Origin of the sequence: Xanthobacter lutulentifluminis (assembly GCF_043194675.2) — a bacterium.
GTDB lineage: Bacteria > Pseudomonadota > Alphaproteobacteria > Rhizobiales > Xanthobacteraceae > Xanthobacter.
In genome coordinates, this window is record NZ_CM195525.1 from 976,994 (window position 1) to 993,910 (window position 16,917).

Genomic DNA, 16,917 nt, shown 5'->3' on the forward strand with positions numbered 1-16,917 from the left:
CGAGAAACCGCCTCAGGCGCCGTCGGAGACGCCGGCCTCGGCGAAGGTGGCCATGCCGCGATGACAGGCGACCGCCGCCTTCACCACGCCGATGGCCAGCGCCGCGCCCGAGCCCTCGCCCAGGCGCATGTCGAGATCGAGCACCGGCCTGAGGCCGAGCCGCTTCAGCACCGCGCCATGGGCCTTCTCGGCCGAGATGTGGCCGGCGAGGCAGTGATCCAGCGCGGCCGGGTTCAGCGCATGCAGCACGGCAGCGGCGGCGGTCACCACATAGCCGTCCAGCACCACCGGCACCTTCTCATGCCGCGCGGCGATGATGGCGCCGGCGATGGCCGCAATCTCGCGCCCGCCGAGCCGGCGCAGCACCTCCAGCGGATCGTCGAGATGATCGCGGTGGAAGGCGATGGCGGCCCTCACCGCCTCGACCTTGCGCGCCAGCACCTCGCCCGAGGCGCCGGTGCCCGCGCCCACCCAGTCCTCGGCATCGCCGCCGTAGAGGCCGTGGCAGATGGCGGCGGCGATGGTGGTGTTGCCGATGCCCATCTCGCCGAGGCACAGCAGGTCCGACCCGCCGGCGATGGCCTCCATGCCGAACGCCATGGTGGCAGCGCAGGCCTTCTCGTCCAGCGCGGCATCGGTGGTGATATCCGGGGTGGGATAGTCGAGCGCCAGATCGAACACCCTGAGGCCGGCGTCGAAGGTGGCGCAGATCTGGTTCACCGCGGCCTTGCCGGCGGTGAAGGTGTCCATCATCTGCTTCGTCACCGCGCCCGGATAGGGCGAGACGCCGCGCTCGGCGATGCCGTGGGTAGCGGCGAACACCGCCACCATGGGCCGGTTGACGGTGGGCAGGGAATTGCCCTGCCAGGTGGCGAGGTGAACCGCGATCTCCTCCAGCCGGCCCAGCGCGCCGGGCGGCTTCACCAGCCGCTCCTGCCGCGCCAGCGCCCCCGCGCGCGCGCCCTCGTCGGGACCGGGGATGGTGGCGACGAGTTGGCGGATGTCGTCGAAGGGGAGGCCGGATTCGCTGGGATACATGGGGCTACCTGGAGGGCTACCTGGGGCTGTCTGGGGCTGCCGGACGGCGGCGTGCGTCGCTCGCACCGGAGACATGGGCCCGCTCCATAGAGCCATGCGGCCTCCGCGGCAAATGCATGAGGCGGGGCCGCGCGCCAGACACGGGACGCGAGGACGGCGGCCACAGGGCGACGCACACGGCGCGAATCCGCGGTGTGCACGGATCGGCGTGCCGGTACGCAGGCGCGCCAGCTCACGCGGCGGCAGATCGCGACACGCGGCGACAGGTTCAGGCGGCAGCAGACCGGAGATGCCTCGCGTGCCGGCAGGGCCGGACCTTGGTCGTCACCCGCTGCCGCCCGGCCGCGCGAGCCGGATGGCCGTGCCCGTGCGTCAGCGGCCGGACTGGGACTGCGCCACGTGGTCGCGCAGCTCCTGCAGGGAGGCGAAGCGCACCACGCCGTCCGGCAGGTCGGCCTGGATCGAGCCGTCGGAATAGAGGGTGTAGGCCATGCCGCCGACGATGCCGGACTTCAGGATGCGCGGCTCCTCCGGCTCGGGCCGGGGCGCCGGCTCGGGCTCCGGCGCGGCGCGGGCCGGACGCGCCGGCGGCTCGTAGCCGGTGCGCGGACGCGACGGCGCGGCGGGCGCGGATGCTGCGGGCGGAGCGGCGGGGGCGACGGGCGGGGCCGGCGCATCGCCGCGGCGCTGCAGGCGCTGACGGCGGGCCTCCACCATGGGATCGGCCGGCTCCACCGACGGCTCGGCGGGGGCGAGCTGCGGCACCGGGCGCGAGGGGGCGGCGAGACGCTCGCGCGGCGGTTCGGCCGGCGGCAGGGCGGGCGGAACGGGGGCGGCAGGCAGCGCTTCCGGCTCGCCGGCCTCCTCGGCGGTGAGGCGGGGGACGGCGGCGCGGGCGGACAGGCGCGGGGCGGGCGCCTCCTCACCCTCGGGGGCGATGCGGTCCATCTGGCGGGTGAGCCGCTCCAGCTGGCGCAGCACCAGTCCCATGGCGGTGATGACGAAGCCGCCCGAGGCCGCCACCGCGCCGGTGGTGATCAGCGTGTTGCCGAAGGTGGACTGGAAGATGACCACGCCAAGCGCGATCACCGACAGCCCCGCCAGGGCGACGAGAACGCCGAGAAGGACAAGGAACCACCACATCTCGCACCCCACTTCCGCTTGCCGGCCTCAGGCCGTCTCTTACTCCAGGTGGTACCTCGCCGGGAAAATCGGCCGGATCAAGGTTGTTTGGCGGCGGACGCCACCCTATCTAGGTCCACGCTCGGACATGTCGTATACCCGGTATGGCGCCGGGGCCGCGATTTCGCCCCGAGCGCGACGCCGGATAGATTGCGGAGATCATTTCATGTCCTTCACGCTGCCCGACCTGCCCTACGCGTATGACGCCCTCGCCCCCTACATGTCGCGCGAGACGCTGGAATACCACCACGACAAGCACCACCTCGCCTATGTCAACAATGGCAACAATCTCCTAAAGGGAACTGAATTTGAAGGGAAATCCCTTGAGGAGATCGTGGTCGGGTCGTTCGGCAAGAATGCCCCGCTCTTCAACAACGCCGGCCAGCACTACAACCACCTGCATTTCTGGAACTGGATGAAGCCGAACGGCGGCGGCGCCATTCCGGGCGAGCTCGAGAAGAAGATCATCGAGGACCTCGGCTCGGTGGAGAAGTTCAAGGAAGACTTCATCGCCGCCGGCGTCGGCCAGTTCGGCTCGGGCTGGGCGTGGCTCGCCCTCAAGGACGGCAAGCTCGTCGTCGCCAAGAGCGCCAACGGCGAGAGCCCGCTGGTGACCGGCGCCACCCCGATTCTCGGCGTCGACGTGTGGGAGCACTCCTACTACATCGACTACCGCAACCGGCGCCCGGACTACCTGAAGGCGTTCGTGGACCATCTCGTCAACTGGGAATATGTGGCCGAGCTGTACAGCAAGGCTGCGTGATTAAAAGAGCGCCCTCCGGCATCGGCCGGGGGGCGCCTCTCCCGGTCAAACAAATTGCCGGTAAATTTCCTCTCCTTGCGGTGAACGACTCTGGCGCCACAAGGTTTCGCGCCGCACCTCTCCTTACGTAGCCCTGTGCGGCCGCCGCAATTTCACTCCATATTGGCCGCAACTTTTTGCAGCGCATTGCATAATTTTGTTGCGATCTTCGCCTAGTGAATCTTAGCTGTGACGCGCGCCGCCCCAAGCGGTATCAAGGTATCCCAGACTCCGTTGCCGGAGGTATGATCTACCTCTGACGGTGGTCGCGCGCCGGAGTTGTTTGTCGGGGTCTTCGTCGGGGTCGTAGTTTCCATGTCGTTCCGAGAGATCGATCGTCGGCCGGGTGCCATGGCGGATGCCTTCACCCTCGTCCTTCTGGCGGCCATCACCGTCATCGCCGCCCTCACCTTCTCCGATTACGGGCTCGGCTGGGACGATTTCACCCACTCCCAGTACGGCGATCTCCTCTACAAATATTACGCCTCGGGGATGACGAACCAGAAGGCATTCTCCTTCGTCAACCTGTACTATTACGGCGGCGGTTTCGACCTCCTGGCCAACTGGCTCTCCCGGATTTTCCCGTTCGTGGACGTGTTCGACATCCGGCGCCTGCTCGGCGGCGTGGTGGGCATCACCGGCCTGTTCGTGGTGTGGCGCATCGCCCGGCGCCTGTCCGGCCCCTGGGGCGGCTTCGCGGCGGTGGCGCTGCTGCTGATCTGCCCGCTCTATTACGGGCACATGTTCATGAACGCGAAGGATGCACCCTTCGCCGTCGCCAGCGCCGGCCTCATCTATGCGATGGTCCGGGCGTTCGACGAATTCCCCAACCCCACCCCGCGCACCGTCATCCTGTTCGGCCTTGCCCTCGGGCTCGCCATCGGCACCCGCGTCATGGGCCTGATGAGCGGCGTGTTCATCGTCACCGGCATCGGCTTCACCCTGGTCGCGGAAGCGCGGAGCCTGGGCCTGCGGCCGGCCCTGGGCCGCGCCCTGCGCTTCGTCGGCCTGCTCTGCCTCGGCCTGCCGCTGGCTTATGTGGTCATGGGCGTGATCTGGCCGTGGGGCGTCGCCGAGCCGCTCAACCCGCTGGTTGCGCTGAAGTATTATTCACACTTCTGGGAAGTGCCGTGGCACGAGATGTTCGAGGGCCGGCCGATCCTGGTGCCCGACATGCCGCGCTCCTACGTGCCGACCCTGTTCTCGGTGCAGATGCCGGAACTCTTCCTCGGCCTCGTGATCGCGGGGTTCGCCGGGGCCGTGGTGACCGCGCTGTTCGGCAAGGACAAGCCGGCCCGGCGCGCGCGCATCCTCATGGTCGCCGTCGCCGCCGCCTTCCCGGTGCTGCTGACGGTGGCGGCCCGGCCGGTGGTTTATAACGGCATCCGCCACTTCGTGTTCATCACGCCCGCCCTGTCCATCCTCGGCGGTTTCGCGGCGGCATGGCTGTGGGAGAAGGCCCAGAGCCTCCCGCGCATGGCGCGGGCCGGTGTCGCCGCCGTGTTCGTGCTGGGCGTGGGCCTCACGGCGGCCGACTTCCGCAGCCTCCACCCGTATGAATATACCTATTACAACCGGATCGCCGGCGGCATCCAGCGCGCGGACGGACAGTTCATGCTCGATTACTGGGGCCTCGCCTTCAAGCAGGCCGCCGAGGAGCTGGACGAATATGTGGAGCAGCATCGTCGCTCCCTGCCCCAGGGGCGCAAGCTGCGCGTCGCGGTCTGCGGCCCCTATTTCGCCGCCGCCGCCGAGCTGGGGCCGCGCTACGAGACCACCTACGACAGCAGCAGCGCGGACTTCTACCTGAAGCTCGGCGAATTCTACTGCGCCGAGGTGAAGGCCCCGCAGTTGGTGAAGATCGAGCGCGAGGGCGTCACCTACGCCACCGTCTACGACGTGCGCGGCCGCCCCTTCCCGAGCGTGTTCGCCGACCGGCAGTGACCCGCGCCGACCCGAAGCACAGGACAAAAGGCCGGGCCCAGCGCCCGGCCTTTCATTTTCCGCGTCCTTGCCCGACGCGCGCGGCGCTCAGATCCACTTGAGCCGACGGAACAGCCACAGCAGCACGAAGCCGAGGGCGATCATCGCCAGCGCCAGCGCCCAGAACGCCTCCGGATCGGTATTGCCGGGAATGCCGCCCACGTTCATGCCGAACATGCCGGAGATGAGCGTCATGGGGGCGAACACCACCGTCACCACCGCCAGCACCAGCATGGACTTGTTCATCTGCTCGGCGCGGGCGTCCACCATCTGGTCGCGGATGACGGCGGCGCGCTCGCGCACGCTGTCCAGCTCCTCGGAAAAGCGGGTGACGCGATCGGCGGCGTCGCGCAGGCGGTTCCGGTCCTTCGGCCCCATCCAGGCGTCGTCCTCGAGGGCGAAATGGTTCAGCGCCTCGCGCTGGGGGGCGATGTGCCGGCGCAGCTTGATGGCGACGCGGCGCAGCACGGCGAGCTTCGGGATCAGCTCGGACGCGCCGGAGGCGAGCACCGCGTCCTCCAGCTCGTCCGCCTCGTCGATGAGCTTGTCGACCACGGCGTCGACGCGCTCCACGAGGCGCATGGACAGCTCGGCCACGAACTCGCCCTGGGTGCGGGGGCAGCGCCCGCGCATCAGCGCGTCGTCGAAATCGGCGATGGCGGACAAGAAATCGTGCTGCACCGAGATCACCCGGCGCGCATCCACCCACAGGTGAATGGTGACCAGCTCTTCCGGCAGGGCGTTGCGCTGCAGGTTGATGCCGCGCAGCGACAGGAGCGCCCCGTCCGTGAACATGGCGCAGCGCGGGCGGCAGTCGTCCTCGCCCAGCGTCTCCACCACCGAGGGGTCGAGGCTGCTGGTCTGCTTCAGCCAGGTCTGCGGCGCGCGCGGCAGGTGGCGGAAATGGAGCCAGACGAAGCCGCCGTCCGGCCCGCTCTCGGCCAGCGCCGTCTCCAGCGGCAGACGCGTCGCGCCGCCCCGTCCGTCGAAGCGCCACGCCGAAAGCAGCCCCTCCGGGTCAAACCTGTTCGCAGGGCGTTCCATCGGGCGTCCTCTCGGCTGGTGCTCGTGCTCAGGGCGTTCCGTCGAACCCGGATACGGCCTTCCTTGCACGATTGCGCGACGCACAAAAGTCGGCCGTAACGTCAGCCCGCCTCAGGCCAGCGCCTCAAGGATGCGCACCCAGCTGCGCGTGCCCTTGTGGAACGATGTGAGGTCGTACTTCTCGTTCGGCGAGTGCACGCGATCGTCGTCGAGGCCGAAGCCGATCAGCAGCGTGTCCACGCCCAGCCGGTCGCGGAACTGCCCCACCACCGGGATCGAGCCGCCCGAACCGATGGTGACGGGAGGCACCCCCCATTCCGCCTCCAGCGCCCCGGCGGCGCGGGTCAGGTCCGGGCTCTCGGGCGGCACCAGGAAGGCGCGGGCCCCCTCCCCCCAATGGAACACGGCCCGGCAGTCCGCCGGCACGCGCGCCGCCACGAACGCCTCGAAGCCGGCGCGGATCTTCGCCGGGTCCTGGTCCGCCACCAGACGGAAGGAGATCTTGGCGGAGGCGCGTGCGGGAATGATGGTCTTGGTGCCGGCGCCGGTATAGCCGCCGAAGATGCCATTGACCTCGAAGGTCGGGCGCGACTGGATCTGCTCGATCACCAGCCGGTCGGCCTCGCCCGCCGCCACCGAGAGCCCGACCGGGCCGAGGAATGCTTCCGCCGTCAGGCCGAGGCCGGCCCAGCGCGCGCGCACCTCGTCCGGCATCTCGCGCACGTCGTCGTAGAAGCCGGGCAGCGTCACCCGGCCCTCGCCATCGCGCGCGGCGGCGATGATGCCCGAAAGCACCTGGATGGGATTGCGTGCGGCCCCGCCGAACAATCCGGAATGCAGGTCGCGGTCCGGCCCCTCGATGGTCAGCTCGCTGTGCAGGATGCCGCGCAGGGAGGTGGTGATGGAGGGGGTCTTCGGGTCCCACATGCCGGTGTCGCACACCAGCGCCACGTCGGCGGAAAGCTCGCCTGCGTGGGCGGCAAGGAAGGCGGGCAGGCTGGGCGAGCCGCACTCCTCCTCGCCTTCCAGCAGCACGGTGACATCCACCGGCGGGCGGTCGCCGGCGGCGGAGAAGGCACGCAGCGCCTCGAGGAAGGTGAGCACCTGTCCCTTGTCGTCGCAGGCGCCGCGGGCGACGATGGTGCGCCGCCCGTCCGGCGTCTCGCCGAAGCGCGGCTCGAACGGCGGCGTCTGCCACAGGTCCAGCGGGTCCACCGGCTGCACGTCGTAATGGCCGTAGAACAGCACGCGGCGCGGCGCGCCGGTGTCGGTGCGGGCCACCACCACGGGATGGCCCGGGGTGGCATGCACGGTGGCTGCAAATCCCAGGCCCCGCAGCTGGTCCGCCGCCCAGTCCGCGGCCGCGCGGCAGGCGTCGGCATAGGCCGGATCGGTGGAGATGGAGGCGATCTTCAGGAAGTCGAACAGGCGCGCGAGGGCGGCGTCGAGCCCGTCATCCACGGCACTGAGCGTTGCATCCAGGTTCGCCATCTCGTCCTCCGTCACGCGGGCCGGGGCCCGGAATCGCGACGGATGCTCGCGTCCTCGCGCGCATCTGGCAAGACGGATCTGGATGATGGCGCCCGACGGTCGATCCGGCACCGGGCGGTGCCCCCGTCCGCAGGACCGCGGGCCGAGGCCCGCGGCCAGGGAGGACCGGAATCAGCTCGCGGCGGCGAGGTCGGCCGTCTGGGGCGCGGCCGGGGCCGGCGCCGGCGCCACGGCCGGGGCCAGCGTGGCCGAGGAGACGGTGGCGGCGAGCGGCCGCGCCAGACGGCGGGCGCGCTGCATCACCGAGCCGATGCGGCGATAGAGCAGGCGCGGCGCGACAGGCGCGCCGAGGGCGGCATCATAGCCGGCGCGGCCGGCAGCACGGACCAGCTGCTGGGCCGGCACTTCCGCCACGAGCACGGCGGGAATGCCGGCGCCGAAGCGGAAGGGGTTGGACGGCGCCGCATCCGGGTCGTCCACCTGCACCACGAGAACGTCAGCCGAGCCGAGCAGGGACGGGTCCGCGACCTCGTCCAGCGAGGCGGCCTCGCGCACGGAACCGACGCCCAGCGCCGAAAGGGCGAGGCGGGTCGCGTGGCGACGCTCCGAGTGGGAATCAACGAGAAGAATGCGGGCGGTCGGCAACACCTTCATGAGGCGCTCCAGTTCGTGGCGCGCCTCCGGGCAGTCCGTCGGGACGGATGCGGCATGGCGCGCGCGTTGAGCATCTCCGCCGGTGCGACCCCGCAATCCCATCGGCGTAAACATAAACTTACCGCCCTCGCCCGATCGACGCAACAAAATACGCTTTTGCGATATGCGATCGACCGCGACGCGTCGCGGGTCGCGGACCGGGTCAGCGGCTCAGGGAGCCGAGGATGCCGCGCAGGATCGCCTTGCCGAGCTGGGTGCCCACCTGGCTCGCCACCGAGCGCGCCACCTGCCGCACCACCACCTCGGTGGTGGTCATGCGGCTGCTGCCGCCGCGCGCCGCCGCCCCGCCGGCCGTCCCGCCCGCCCGCGTGCCGGGGGACCGGGTGCCGGCCGTCTTCTCCGCCTCCGGCGCGCCGGTGCCCAGCACGCTGTCCAGCACACCGCCGAGGAAGCCGCCGCCATCCGAGGCCGCCGCCTCCTGCGGCTGGGTCTTCTCCTCGGCCCGCGCCTGCAGCATCTCGAACGCCGATTCGCGATCCACGGCGGCGTCATAGACGTGGCCCACCGGGCTCTTCGCCAGGATCGCGCCCCGTTCGGCCGCCGTGAGCGGCCCGACGCGCGCGGACGGCGGGCGGATGAGGGTGCGCTCCACCATGGACGGCACGCCGTTGCCCTCCAGCGTCGAGACCAGCGCCTCGCCCTTGCCCATCTCCATGATGACCTTGGCCGTGTCCAGCGCCGGATTGGGCCGGAACGTCTCCGCCGCCGCCTTCACCGCCTTCTGGTCGCGCGGGGTGAAGGCGCGCAGCGCGTGCTGCACCCGGTTCCCCAGCTGCGCCAGCACGCGCTCCGGCACATCGAGCGGGTTCTGGGTGACGAAATAGACGCCGACGCCCTTGGAGCGGATCAGGCGCACCACCTGCTCCACCTTGTCCAGCAGCGCCTTGGGCGCGTCGTCGAACAACAGGTGCGCCTCGTCGAAGAAGAACACCAGCTTCGGCTTGTCCGGATCGCCCACCTCGGGCAGGCGCTCGAACATCTCGGAGAGCAGCCACAGGAGGAAGCAGGCATAGAGCCGCGGCGCGCCCATCAGCTTGTCGGCGGCGAGGATGGAGATGGTGCCGTAGCCGGAGCGGTCCACCCGCATCAGGTCGGCGATGTCGAGCGCCGGCTCGCCAAAGAACTTGTCCGCCCCCTGATTCTCCAGCACCAGCAGCTGGCGCTGGATGGCGCCCACGGTCTGGGACGAGACGTTGCCGTAGGTGGTGGTGAGGGTGGCGGCATTCTTCGCCACGTCCGCCAGCATCGCCCGCAGATCCTTCAGGTCGAGCAGCAGCAGGCCCTGCTCGTCGGCGACGCGGAAGACGATGTTGAGCACGCCTTCCTGCGTCTCGTTCAGCCCCATCAGGCGCGCGAGCAGCAGCGGCCCCATCTCGGAGACGGTGGCCCGCACCGGATGGCCCTGCTCGCCGAACAGGTCCCAGAAGATCACGGGGAAGGTATCCGGCGCGTAGGCGATGCCCACCTCCCGCGCGCGTTCCAGAAGGAAGTCCTTCGGCTCGCCCTGCGCGGCGATGCCGGAAAGGTCGCCCTTGATGTCGGCGGCGAACACCGGGACCCCGGCGCGCGAGAAGCCCTCGGCCAGCGCCTGCAGGGTCACCGTCTTGCCGGTGCCGGTGGCGCCGGTGACGAGGCCGTGCCGGTTGGCGAGGCGCAGCGTGAGATACTCGTCCTTGAACCCGGCGCCCCCATCGGCCGCGGGGCTGCGCCCGATGAAGATGCGCCCGTCCGTATCGGGATCGGCCACCGGCCCGGCGGCAGGCGCCGGCGCCTGTTCCGTGGCCGGCGGGGAAATCTTCCTCGGGCCGGTCGCAGGCGGACGGTTCGCGGGGGGGCGGGCCATGGCGGATCCTCGAAGGCGGCGCGCGCCTCCGGCCGAATCGCCGGAAGCGCCCGGTCTGGTGTCTTGGGGAGTTGTCGCGCGCGTCCGGCGGACGGGCAAGCAAATTGCGTCGCCCTCCTTGCACGCCCCTTGCGCGCGTCCCGCCCGCCCGGCACTCTGCCCACCGCCTCCCGGCGATGCGGCGCTAAGGAGAGTGCAGTGGACGAGCTGGTCGAGCGCCTGAAGGCGCAGCTGGGCGTGGACGAGGGCACGGCCCGCGCCCTCGTGGTCATCGTCATCCGGTTTCTGGGGCGGGAAGCGCCCCCGGAGGCTCTGGAGCCATTGTTCGCGGTCCATCCGTGGGCGCAGGCGCTGGCGGCCGAGGGGCCCGACGACGAGGCCCCCGCCCTCGGCGACCGGCATTTCGGCGGCATGGCGAAGCTGATCCGCGTGGCGGATGCCATGATGGCCCACGGCCTCACCATGCCCCAGGTGCAGAGCGCGGTCCGCGACATCGTCGGCTATGCCCGCGAGACCGTCGGCGCCGAACCCGTGGACCGGCTGGTGCGCGCCGTGCCGGGCCTGCGGCAGGTGGTCTGAACCGCGCGTCGGCCACACCGGCGACCGCCGCGGCCGCACCGCCGAGCCGGCACGGAAGCCTGGGCCGGTCGCCACCTAGCAGATGAGCCCCGCCCTGCCGCCCCGTTGTACCGGATGGACCCCCTCCCCCTAAGTTCCGGCCAATCCTGGGCCGGAACGTTTCCGCCCGTTTCCGGCGCGGCCATCGCGGACGTTCCGTCGGGCATCGTCGGGCCCTTGCGGCCCACGCTCGCGCGCCCTTGCGCCCGCCGCGGCGCTCCTGTGGATCGTGCGCGCGCCTCGGCCCTTGAAAACGCCGCCCCGCGCCCGTAAAGAGTGCGGACGTGCCGCGGTAGCTCAGCTGGTAGAGCAACGCATTCGTAATGCGTGGGTCGGGGGTTCGAATCCCTTCCGCGGCACCATTTGCCTCTCCGAAGACGTCCGACAACGCCCATTTAGCACGAGAAATCAAAGCATTAAGTCGCGCGGCGTGTCTGGGTCCACTGAGGTCCGGTTGAGGCTCGCGCGCGTGTAGGCATGCTTGTAGGCATCGACGTCATGCCCACAAGGAGATGCCTACACATGGCCCTCACGGATCTGGCTTTGCGCACCGCCTAGCCCAAGGAGAAGGCCTGAAAGCTTGTCGACGGCGGCGGCCTGCACCTCGTCGTCAATCCCAACGGAAGCCGGCTGTGGCGCCTGGCCTATCGTTTCCCCGGCAAGCCCAAGCAACTGGCGTTCGGCCCCTACCCGACCGTCTCCCTCGCCGCCGCGCGCCAGAAGCGCGAGGACGCCAAGAAGCTCTTGCTGGACGGGCGAGACCCGTCCGCCGCGCGCAAGCTCGACAAGATCAACGCCGCCATCAGCGAGGGCAACACCTTCGAGACCCTGGCCGCCGACGACATGGCGCGCCTCGCCGCGCGCGATTCGGCGCCGGCCATCATCGCCAAGGTCAAGTGGCTGCTGGAAGGCCTCGCCGGCCCCGCCCTGGGCAAGCGCCCCATCGCCGAGATCACGCCGGTCGAGATTCTCGCGCTCCTGCAGCAGGTCGAGCGGAGCGGGCCGCGGGAGAGCGCGCGGCGGCTGCGATCGACCATCGGCAGCGTCTTCCGCTTCGCCATCGCCACGCTGCGGGCCCAGACCGACCCCACCTCCGCCCTGCGCGATGCCTTGGAACGGCCAAAAGTGAAGCATCGTTTTGGGTTGGAGTCGTCAGAAAGCACGAGCTTAATCTTAGCCAGTGCAGTGGGCGAAAGTCGCATGGTCATTGATCATCTCCGACATGAAATGAAGTTAGAAGCCCTTTAACGCCGTTGTGAATCTCTTTCCATTTTGGCAACAGATCATCTTTGTACGCATACCAAAAATGCAAACCAAATACATTAAATCTAACACTGCATACGTGTACGATAATTTGTTTATCCTCTGGGTTGTTACACCTTATAAATATCATATCCTGCGAATCATCAGATACATGTCCGGCATAAATATACTGAAACCCATCCATGCTTATTATTTTTAGATCATATATAGTTTTTCTTGATGAATTAAATATTTCGATATTTTTGTCACTATCAAGTGTGTATTTAGTTTGTGGAGTTGCAATTGATATTGATTGAGGACAATTTTGGGGGCCAAAACATCTAAGCGTCTCGCTGATCGTGCCTTTAAAATCAGGATATGTTATTATCATGTATAAAAGAACTGTTACTGAGTAATTATCTCTGTACCCATCCGTCCTTCCAAGCGTGGCGCTCTCCAGATAATTTCTTGGGATTCTCCATTTTGATCCATTTATTGTGGCGTATACAGGGAATGTCTCGATTGATCTATGACCGAGAAACGGTGGAATCGACAAGCTATCCCTCCTTCCAGGAGGAATGACCTGGGCGGATAGGTCTAGTGGCGCAATCACGTAGGATATTGATATAATAATATAGAGCATCGCTACATACATACGTGACGTTCCGAGTGGCTTTGTCACCTCTCCCTCCCCGCATCATGCCTGTATCTCAGCAGCGGCGACAGCAGGTACTCGACGATGCGCCTCTGCCCCGTCTTGACCTCCGCTGTCACCGCCATGCCCGGCTCGATGGTCTTCCAGCCCTGCTCCGTGTCAAGGCCGCCCTCGCGCACCGAGATGCGCGCCACATAGGCCGGCTGGCGCGCCCGGCGCTCCGTCTCGTCCGCGGGCGCATCCGCCTCCCGCGCGCGGTCGAGGCGGGCCTCGTCGCGCGTGCGGTAGACATTGCGGCGGATGCGTTCGCGCTTGAGCAGGTTGAAGAAGCTCTCGGCCACCGCGTTGTCATGATCCTAGTGGATTTTTCAGATGCGCCCTGAGCATCTTGATAAAATCCCGTGAGATCTGCGAAAGCTCCTCGTGCGTCGGATAGAGCAATGCGATCTCATAAGTAATCGTCGGGCGGAAGGGGCGCCGGACGATATCGGCGGTGAAGGCTGCGCTTACGATCGGGTCGATCAATCCGACGCCGCACCCTGCGCGAACCAGCTCACAAGCTGTCGAAAAGACCTCGGTTTCCGCAACCACGCTCCATCGCGCGCCATATTCGGAGAAAGCGGCGGCAAGCTGCTGATAGATCGGATCCCCGCGAAAGAGCGTGACAAACGGCACGCCGTCGAGATCCGCCGGGGTGACCTCGGGACGGCCCGCGAGAGGGTGATCCGCCGGCATCATGCACTCGCACGCATAGGAGAATACTTCCATGTGACGTGGGATAGTCGATTGGCAGTTCCGCAATGACAAAGTCGAACTGCTGGGTCGACATCAGCTCCCGAACCATCATCGAGTTGCGCGTAATGATCTTCATCTGCAGCTCCGGGCGCTTCTTCTGGAATTGCGCCAGTATCCGCGGCAGAAGGCTGATGGAGATGCTGGGGTAGGCGGCGATGGCGAGGTGCCCCCGGCGCCCGGCACGGATTTCTCCGGCGATCCGCGTGGTGTTCTCGACCGCCTCCAGGGCGCGCGCGGCTTCGGCAAAGAACAGATGGGCCTCCGGCGTCGGCTGCAGCCGCCCGCCCCGCCGCACGAACAAGGTGGGGCCGACCTCATGCTCGAGGGCGGCGATGGTTGTGCTGACCGCAGGCTGCGAGATGTCGAGCAGCTCCGCCGCCCGGGTCATGGGGCCGTGGATCATCAGGGCTCGAAAGCATTCGAGCTGGCAGATGCGCATGATCTACCCATTTGAAATTCTTATAATGAAGCCAATCTGATTTATTGGATTTGCATGGGACGCTGTGATTTTTTCGAGTGAACCGGTCGCACGGCGCAACCTCGCAACGAGGAAACACAAGTGTTGAGCGCGCGCTCCCAAATCGGCCAGCACGAAGCCGTGCGCATTCCGGCATGATGCGGCATCGCCACACACGTCGAGAAAGGACGAACCGTCCAGGTCATCAATACCCATCGAAGGCAAGTCATCGACACTTAGGCGTTCAGCGCCGCGGATGTTGCCGAATTCATGTCGATGGAACATTCCCGGGCCTCAATGCTAAGGCTGTTCCTGCAGGTCGACGACACATTGGTCACCAACCGCCGGCGGCCCATCCTGACCCTGGTCGAAGATACGTCCCCCGGCGTCCACGACATGCTGATCGCGGCCTGCGACGCCCATCGGTATCGGCAGCTCGGGGCCCAGGGCCATCACGACAATTGCGCTGACAATCTTGCCTCGGCGCTCCGGGAACTGGGCTCCACGGCGCCGGACGTCCCGAGCCCGCTCAACCTCTTCATGAACGTCCCGGTGGGCCACGACGGTCGGCCCGCCTTTGCATCGCCGACCAGCGCAGCGGGGCAGCATGTTTCGCTGCGGGCGGAGATGGACCTGATCGCCGTGTTCTCCGCCTGCCCGCAGGACATGGTTCCGGTCAACGCCATGCACCCGACGGATGCCCACTTCGCCATCCTCTGACCACGGACGATGAGGATCCCGGCCATCGCGGCGAACGTCCGCGCGCCCTGATGACCTTTCCAACAACGTGGAGCCCCGCCTTCCGAAAACTGCCCCCGCTCAATGCCATCCGTTCCATCGAGGCGGCCGCGCGCCACAGCAGCTTCACCGCGGCCGCAGACGAGCTGCATGTCACCGTCGCCGCGGTGAGCCATCAGGTCCGCCATCTGGAGGCAATGCTCGACGTGAAGCTGTTCGACCGCTCCGGGCGTTCGGTCTCGCTGACACGGACGGGCCGGACGCTGTTCCCCACCCTGCGCGACGACCTCGACCGGCTGGCAGATGCGTTCTCGACGCTGCGCGAGGAGCGCTCGGGCGAGGCCATCACCGTTTCGACCACGCGGGCCTTCGCGGAACGCCGGCTGATGCCGCGGCTCGGACGCTTCAACGCCATGTTCCCCGACATCGTCGTCCATGTGGACGCGACCGAGGACGTCGCGAACCTGCGCGCCGGCGCGATCGACGTCGCCATCCGCTACGGCCCAGCCGACCCCACGCACGAGCCCGCGATCCTCCTCCGCGCTCGACCAGTTCTGGATCTGGGCCGGCGCCAACATTGCGCCGATCAACTGGGTGCTCGGCGCGCTCGGCATCCGTCTTGGGCTGAGACTGGTCGAGACCATCGCGGTCATCATCGTCGGTAACCTCCCGGGGTGCGCCCTCTTCGGCGCCTGCAGCGTCATGGGCCACAGGTCGGGCGTGCCGCAGATGGTCCTGCCCCGCCTCGCTTTCGGCCGGCGGGGCGCCTTTCTGCCGACGCTGATGCAGGTGCTCATGCCCATGGGCTGGGTGGCGATCAACACCTGGATCGTGCTCGCCGTCGCCGCGCTGGAGCGGATGGGAATCGAGTGCAGTGTCTAGCTCAAATATCTCATCGCACACGGCGTTATGCTCGCGCAGGTCGGCATCGCGGCGTGGGGCTTCAACGCGATCAAGTATTTCGAGCGCTACACCATGCCGGTTATCCTGCTGCTGATGGTGGCGATGACGGCGCTTGCCTTCATGCGGGTGGACGTGCAGTGGTCCGCCACGACACTCTCCGGCACCGCCAAGATCGCAGCCATGAGCCAGCTGATGACGGCGATCGGCATCGGCTGGGGCATTTCCTAGCTCGTCTATGCCTCCGATTATACGCGCTTCACCCGAACCTGCCTGAGTGGCCGGCAGGTTTTCGGCGCGACCTTCCTTGGCATGTTCGTGCCCACCATCTGGCTCTCGTTTCTCGGCGCGGCGATCGCGTCCGGCGGCGCCGGCTCCGACCCCGCCCAGCTCATCATCACGGCGTTCGGCGTGATGGCGCTTCCGGTTCTGCTGGTCCTGCTCCACGGCCCCATCGCCACCAACATCGTCGTCATCTACTCCGCCGCGCTCGCAACGCTCGCCCTCGATGTGCGCCTGCCGCGCTGGACCGTTTCCGTGGCATCCGACCTGGTCGCGGTGATCATCCTCTATCTCTTCCTGCAGTCCGGCGACTTCGCGCATTCGTTCGAGAATGCGATGGTTGCGATGGTGGTCTGGATCAGCCCGCGGGCCGGCATCACCCTTGCGGATTTCTTCCTGCTGCGGGGTGGCCGCGTGGACGTGCCCGCACTTTATGAACCTCACGACACCTGCCCCCATGGCGACGTGAATTGGGCCGGCATATCCGCGCTCGGTCTCGGCGTTGTGGCCGCATGGTCGTGCCAGATGGGCTCCATCGAGCTGGCGCAGGGCCCCATCGCCCTCGCGCTCGGCGGCATCGACCTTTCATGGCTTGCCGGATTGCTGGTGGGCGGGGGGAGCTACGTCGTGATGCAGCGTCGCAATCCCTCCAGGAAGATGCCGGGCACGCCCATCGCTCCTGCGGCTACCGACACGTCGATATCCTGATGCGCATCGGCAGACGCGCGCTCGCGATAAAGGGATCCCACCCCTGCGGATGACGTCCTTCATGGCAAGGAAAAATTCATCCGGCGGCCGGCGGGCCTCTGCCCGGAACGGGACGATCGCAGCCCTTTCCACGGCGGACAGGACGCAGCTTCGGCGCTGTTCGGCCCCCGCGGCTCACCCCCCGCCGTCGAGCGGGAGCGCCACGTCCGTGCGATGCTCGCGCTGACCCCGTAGCGCCACGCGCGCTCCGCGACCGGAGCTTCATCGCTGCAGCTCTGATCGCACAATGTGCGTGGCCTTGGCGCCCCTTCAAGGAGCAGCCGATTGGCGGGCCCCTTTCCGATGGTGACAAACCAGCGCCATCGCATTGTGGGGTGAGCCACCTAGGGCGGCGCATCGTGCCAAGGCGGGGCGCGTCGCCATTG

Annotated in this window: 18 protein-coding genes, 1 tRNA gene and 2 pseudogenes; 11 read left to right on the forward strand and 10 right to left on the reverse strand. The window is 67.7% G+C overall.

The window, feature by feature from the left end:
- Positions 1–12 precede the first annotated feature (12 nt).
- Together cobT and V5F49_RS04435 are read right to left on the reverse strand one after the other, a co-directional pair.
- The gene (cobT, locus tag V5F49_RS04430; RefSeq protein WP_394114400.1) at positions 13–1,038 is read right to left on the reverse strand and encodes a nicotinate-nucleotide--dimethylbenzimidazole phosphoribosyltransferase; all 1,026 of its coding nucleotides are present in this window, start codon (positions 1,036–1,038) and stop codon (positions 13–15) included.
- A 372-nt stretch (positions 1,039–1,410) separates the two neighbouring features.
- A complete protein-coding gene (locus V5F49_RS04435; protein WP_394114399.1) occupies positions 1,411–2,181 on the reverse strand; it encodes a hypothetical protein in 771 nt (256 codons plus the stop codon).
- A 205-nt stretch (positions 2,182–2,386) separates the two neighbouring features.
- On the opposite strand from V5F49_RS04435, the gene V5F49_RS04440 reads away from it, so the two are divergent.
- Both V5F49_RS04440 and V5F49_RS04445 read left to right on the forward strand, forming a co-directional pair.
- Entirely contained in the window at positions 2,387–2,983 is a 597-nt protein-coding gene (locus V5F49_RS04440) for a superoxide dismutase (protein ID WP_394114398.1), read from the forward strand.
- A gap of 354 nt (positions 2,984–3,337) precedes the next feature.
- Entirely contained in the window at positions 3,338–4,966 is a 1,629-nt protein-coding gene (locus tag V5F49_RS04445; RefSeq protein WP_394114397.1) for a glycosyltransferase family 39 protein, read from the forward strand.
- Between the two features lie 87 nt (positions 4,967–5,053).
- On the opposite strand, the gene V5F49_RS04450 is transcribed toward V5F49_RS04445, so the two are convergent.
- The 4 genes from V5F49_RS04450 to V5F49_RS04465 form a co-directional block, all read right to left on the reverse strand.
- Positions 5,054–6,049 (reverse strand): zinc transporter ZntB, encoded by a 996-nt coding sequence (locus tag V5F49_RS04450; protein ID WP_394114396.1) that lies wholly within the window; start codon positions 6,047–6,049, stop codon positions 5,054–5,056.
- Between the two features lie 111 nt (positions 6,050–6,160).
- Complete coding sequence (locus tag V5F49_RS04455; RefSeq protein WP_394114395.1) at positions 6,161–7,540, reverse strand: M20/M25/M40 family metallo-hydrolase; 1,380 nt, start codon at positions 7,538–7,540, stop codon at positions 6,161–6,163.
- Between the two features lie 171 nt (positions 7,541–7,711).
- Complete coding sequence (locus V5F49_RS04460) at positions 7,712–8,194, reverse strand: ANTAR domain-containing protein (protein ID WP_394114394.1); 483 nt, start codon at positions 8,192–8,194, stop codon at positions 7,712–7,714.
- Between the two features lie 202 nt (positions 8,195–8,396).
- Positions 8,397–10,097, reverse strand: coding sequence for a helicase HerA-like domain-containing protein (locus V5F49_RS04465; protein ID WP_394114393.1), 1,701 nt, complete (start codon positions 10,095–10,097; stop codon positions 8,397–8,399).
- A 198-nt stretch (positions 10,098–10,295) separates the two neighbouring features.
- Between V5F49_RS04465 and V5F49_RS04470 the strand changes: the two genes are divergently transcribed.
- The 4 genes and pseudogenes from V5F49_RS04470 (at position 10,296) to V5F49_RS04485 (ending at position 11,963) form a co-directional block, all read left to right on the forward strand.
- Positions 10,296–10,676: a hypothetical protein gene (locus tag V5F49_RS04470; RefSeq protein ID WP_394114392.1), complete on the forward strand. Its 381-nt coding sequence runs from the start codon at positions 10,296–10,298 to the stop codon at positions 10,674–10,676.
- Between the two features lie 325 nt (positions 10,677–11,001).
- A tRNA-Thr gene (locus tag V5F49_RS04475) sits at positions 11,002–11,077 on the forward strand.
- A 268-nt stretch (positions 11,078–11,345) separates the two neighbouring features.
- A pseudogene (locus V5F49_RS04480) lies at positions 11,346–11,435 on the forward strand (Arm DNA-binding domain-containing protein); the annotation flags it as partial.
- 24 nt (positions 11,436–11,459) lie between these two features.
- Positions 11,460–11,963: a phage integrase central domain-containing protein gene (locus V5F49_RS04485; protein WP_509210742.1), complete on the forward strand. Its 504-nt coding sequence runs from the start codon at positions 11,460–11,462 to the stop codon at positions 11,961–11,963.
- On the opposite strand, the gene V5F49_RS04490 is transcribed toward V5F49_RS04485, so the two are convergent.
- From V5F49_RS04490 to V5F49_RS04505, 4 genes and pseudogenes are all read right to left on the reverse strand, one after another.
- Positions 11,920–12,639: a hypothetical protein gene (locus tag V5F49_RS04490; protein ID WP_394116281.1), complete on the reverse strand. Its 720-nt coding sequence runs from the start codon at positions 12,637–12,639 to the stop codon at positions 11,920–11,922. The genes V5F49_RS04485 and V5F49_RS04490 overlap by 44 nt on opposite strands.
- Positions 12,636–12,953, reverse strand: a complete 318-nt coding sequence (locus V5F49_RS04495; RefSeq protein ID WP_394116280.1) for a hypothetical protein — start codon at positions 12,951–12,953, stop codon at positions 12,636–12,638. The genes V5F49_RS04490 and V5F49_RS04495 overlap by 4 nt, the downstream gene beginning before the upstream one ends.
- 7 nt (positions 12,954–12,960) lie before the next feature.
- Positions 12,961–13,380 carry a LysR substrate-binding domain-containing protein gene (locus V5F49_RS04500; protein ID WP_509210743.1) on the reverse strand — a complete coding sequence of 140 codons (420 nt, stop codon included), beginning with the start codon at positions 13,378–13,380 and terminating at the stop codon, positions 12,961–12,963.
- Between the two features lie 67 nt (positions 13,381–13,447).
- Positions 13,448–13,846 (reverse strand): annotated as a pseudogene (locus tag V5F49_RS04505) (LysR family transcriptional regulator); the annotation flags it as partial.
- 288 nt (positions 13,847–14,134) lie between these two features.
- On the opposite strand from V5F49_RS04505, the gene V5F49_RS04510 reads away from it, so the two are divergent.
- From V5F49_RS04510 to V5F49_RS04530, 5 genes are read left to right on the forward strand one after another with little or no spacing between them, the layout of a single operon-like run.
- A complete protein-coding gene (locus tag V5F49_RS04510) occupies positions 14,135–14,584 on the forward strand; it encodes a DUF1989 domain-containing protein (protein ID WP_509210744.1) in 450 nt (149 codons plus the stop codon).
- Positions 14,585–14,634: 50 nt separating this feature from the next.
- A complete protein-coding gene (locus V5F49_RS04515; protein WP_394116278.1) occupies positions 14,635–15,267 on the forward strand; it encodes a LysR family transcriptional regulator in 633 nt (210 codons plus the stop codon).
- Positions 15,179–15,484 carry a cytosine permease gene (locus V5F49_RS04520; RefSeq protein WP_509210774.1) on the forward strand — a complete coding sequence of 102 codons (306 nt, stop codon included), beginning with the start codon at positions 15,179–15,181 and terminating at the stop codon, positions 15,482–15,484. Before V5F49_RS04515 ends, V5F49_RS04520 begins: the two co-directional genes overlap by 89 nt.
- Positions 15,485–15,511: 27 nt before the next feature.
- The gene (locus V5F49_RS04525) at positions 15,512–15,733 is read left to right on the forward strand and encodes a hypothetical protein (protein WP_394116277.1); all 222 of its coding nucleotides are present in this window, start codon (positions 15,512–15,514) and stop codon (positions 15,731–15,733) included.
- A gap of 42 nt (positions 15,734–15,775) precedes the next feature.
- Positions 15,776–16,492 (forward strand): cytosine permease, encoded by a 717-nt coding sequence (locus V5F49_RS04530; protein WP_509210775.1) that lies wholly within the window; start codon positions 15,776–15,778, stop codon positions 16,490–16,492.
- The last annotated feature ends 425 nt before the right edge of the window (positions 16,493–16,917 follow it).

Coding starts and splice junctions, on each gene's coding strand:
- V5F49_RS04440 (WP_394114398.1), top strand. CDS start 2,387: ATGTCCTTCACGCTGCCCGACCTGCCCTACGCGTATGACGCCCTCGCC.
- V5F49_RS04500 (WP_509210743.1), bottom strand. CDS start 13,380: ATGGAAGTATTCTCCTATGCGTGCGAGTGCATGATGCCGGCGGATCAC.
- V5F49_RS04525 (WP_394116277.1), top strand. CDS start 15,512: ATGCTCGCGCAGGTCGGCATCGCGGCGTGGGGCTTCAACGCGATCAAG.
- V5F49_RS04460 (WP_394114394.1), bottom strand. CDS start 8,194: ATGAAGGTGTTGCCGACCGCCCGCATTCTTCTCGTTGATTCCCACTCG.
- V5F49_RS04445 (WP_394114397.1), top strand. CDS start 3,338: ATGTCGTTCCGAGAGATCGATCGTCGGCCGGGTGCCATGGCGGATGCC.
- V5F49_RS04455 (WP_394114395.1), bottom strand. CDS start 7,540: ATGGCGAACCTGGATGCAACGCTCAGTGCCGTGGATGACGGGCTCGAC.
- V5F49_RS04515 (WP_394116278.1), top strand. CDS start 14,635: ATGACCTTTCCAACAACGTGGAGCCCCGCCTTCCGAAAACTGCCCCCG.
- V5F49_RS04465 (WP_394114393.1), bottom strand. CDS start 10,097: ATGGCCCGCCCCCCCGCGAACCGTCCGCCTGCGACCGGCCCGAGGAAG.
- V5F49_RS04435 (WP_394114399.1), bottom strand. CDS start 2,181: ATGTGGTGGTTCCTTGTCCTTCTCGGCGTTCTCGTCGCCCTGGCGGGG.
- cobT (WP_394114400.1), bottom strand. CDS start 1,038: ATGTATCCCAGCGAATCCGGCCTCCCCTTCGACGACATCCGCCAACTC.
- V5F49_RS04510 (WP_509210744.1), top strand. CDS start 14,135: ATGTCGATGGAACATTCCCGGGCCTCAATGCTAAGGCTGTTCCTGCAG.
- V5F49_RS04450 (WP_394114396.1), bottom strand. CDS start 6,049: ATGGAACGCCCTGCGAACAGGTTTGACCCGGAGGGGCTGCTTTCGGCG.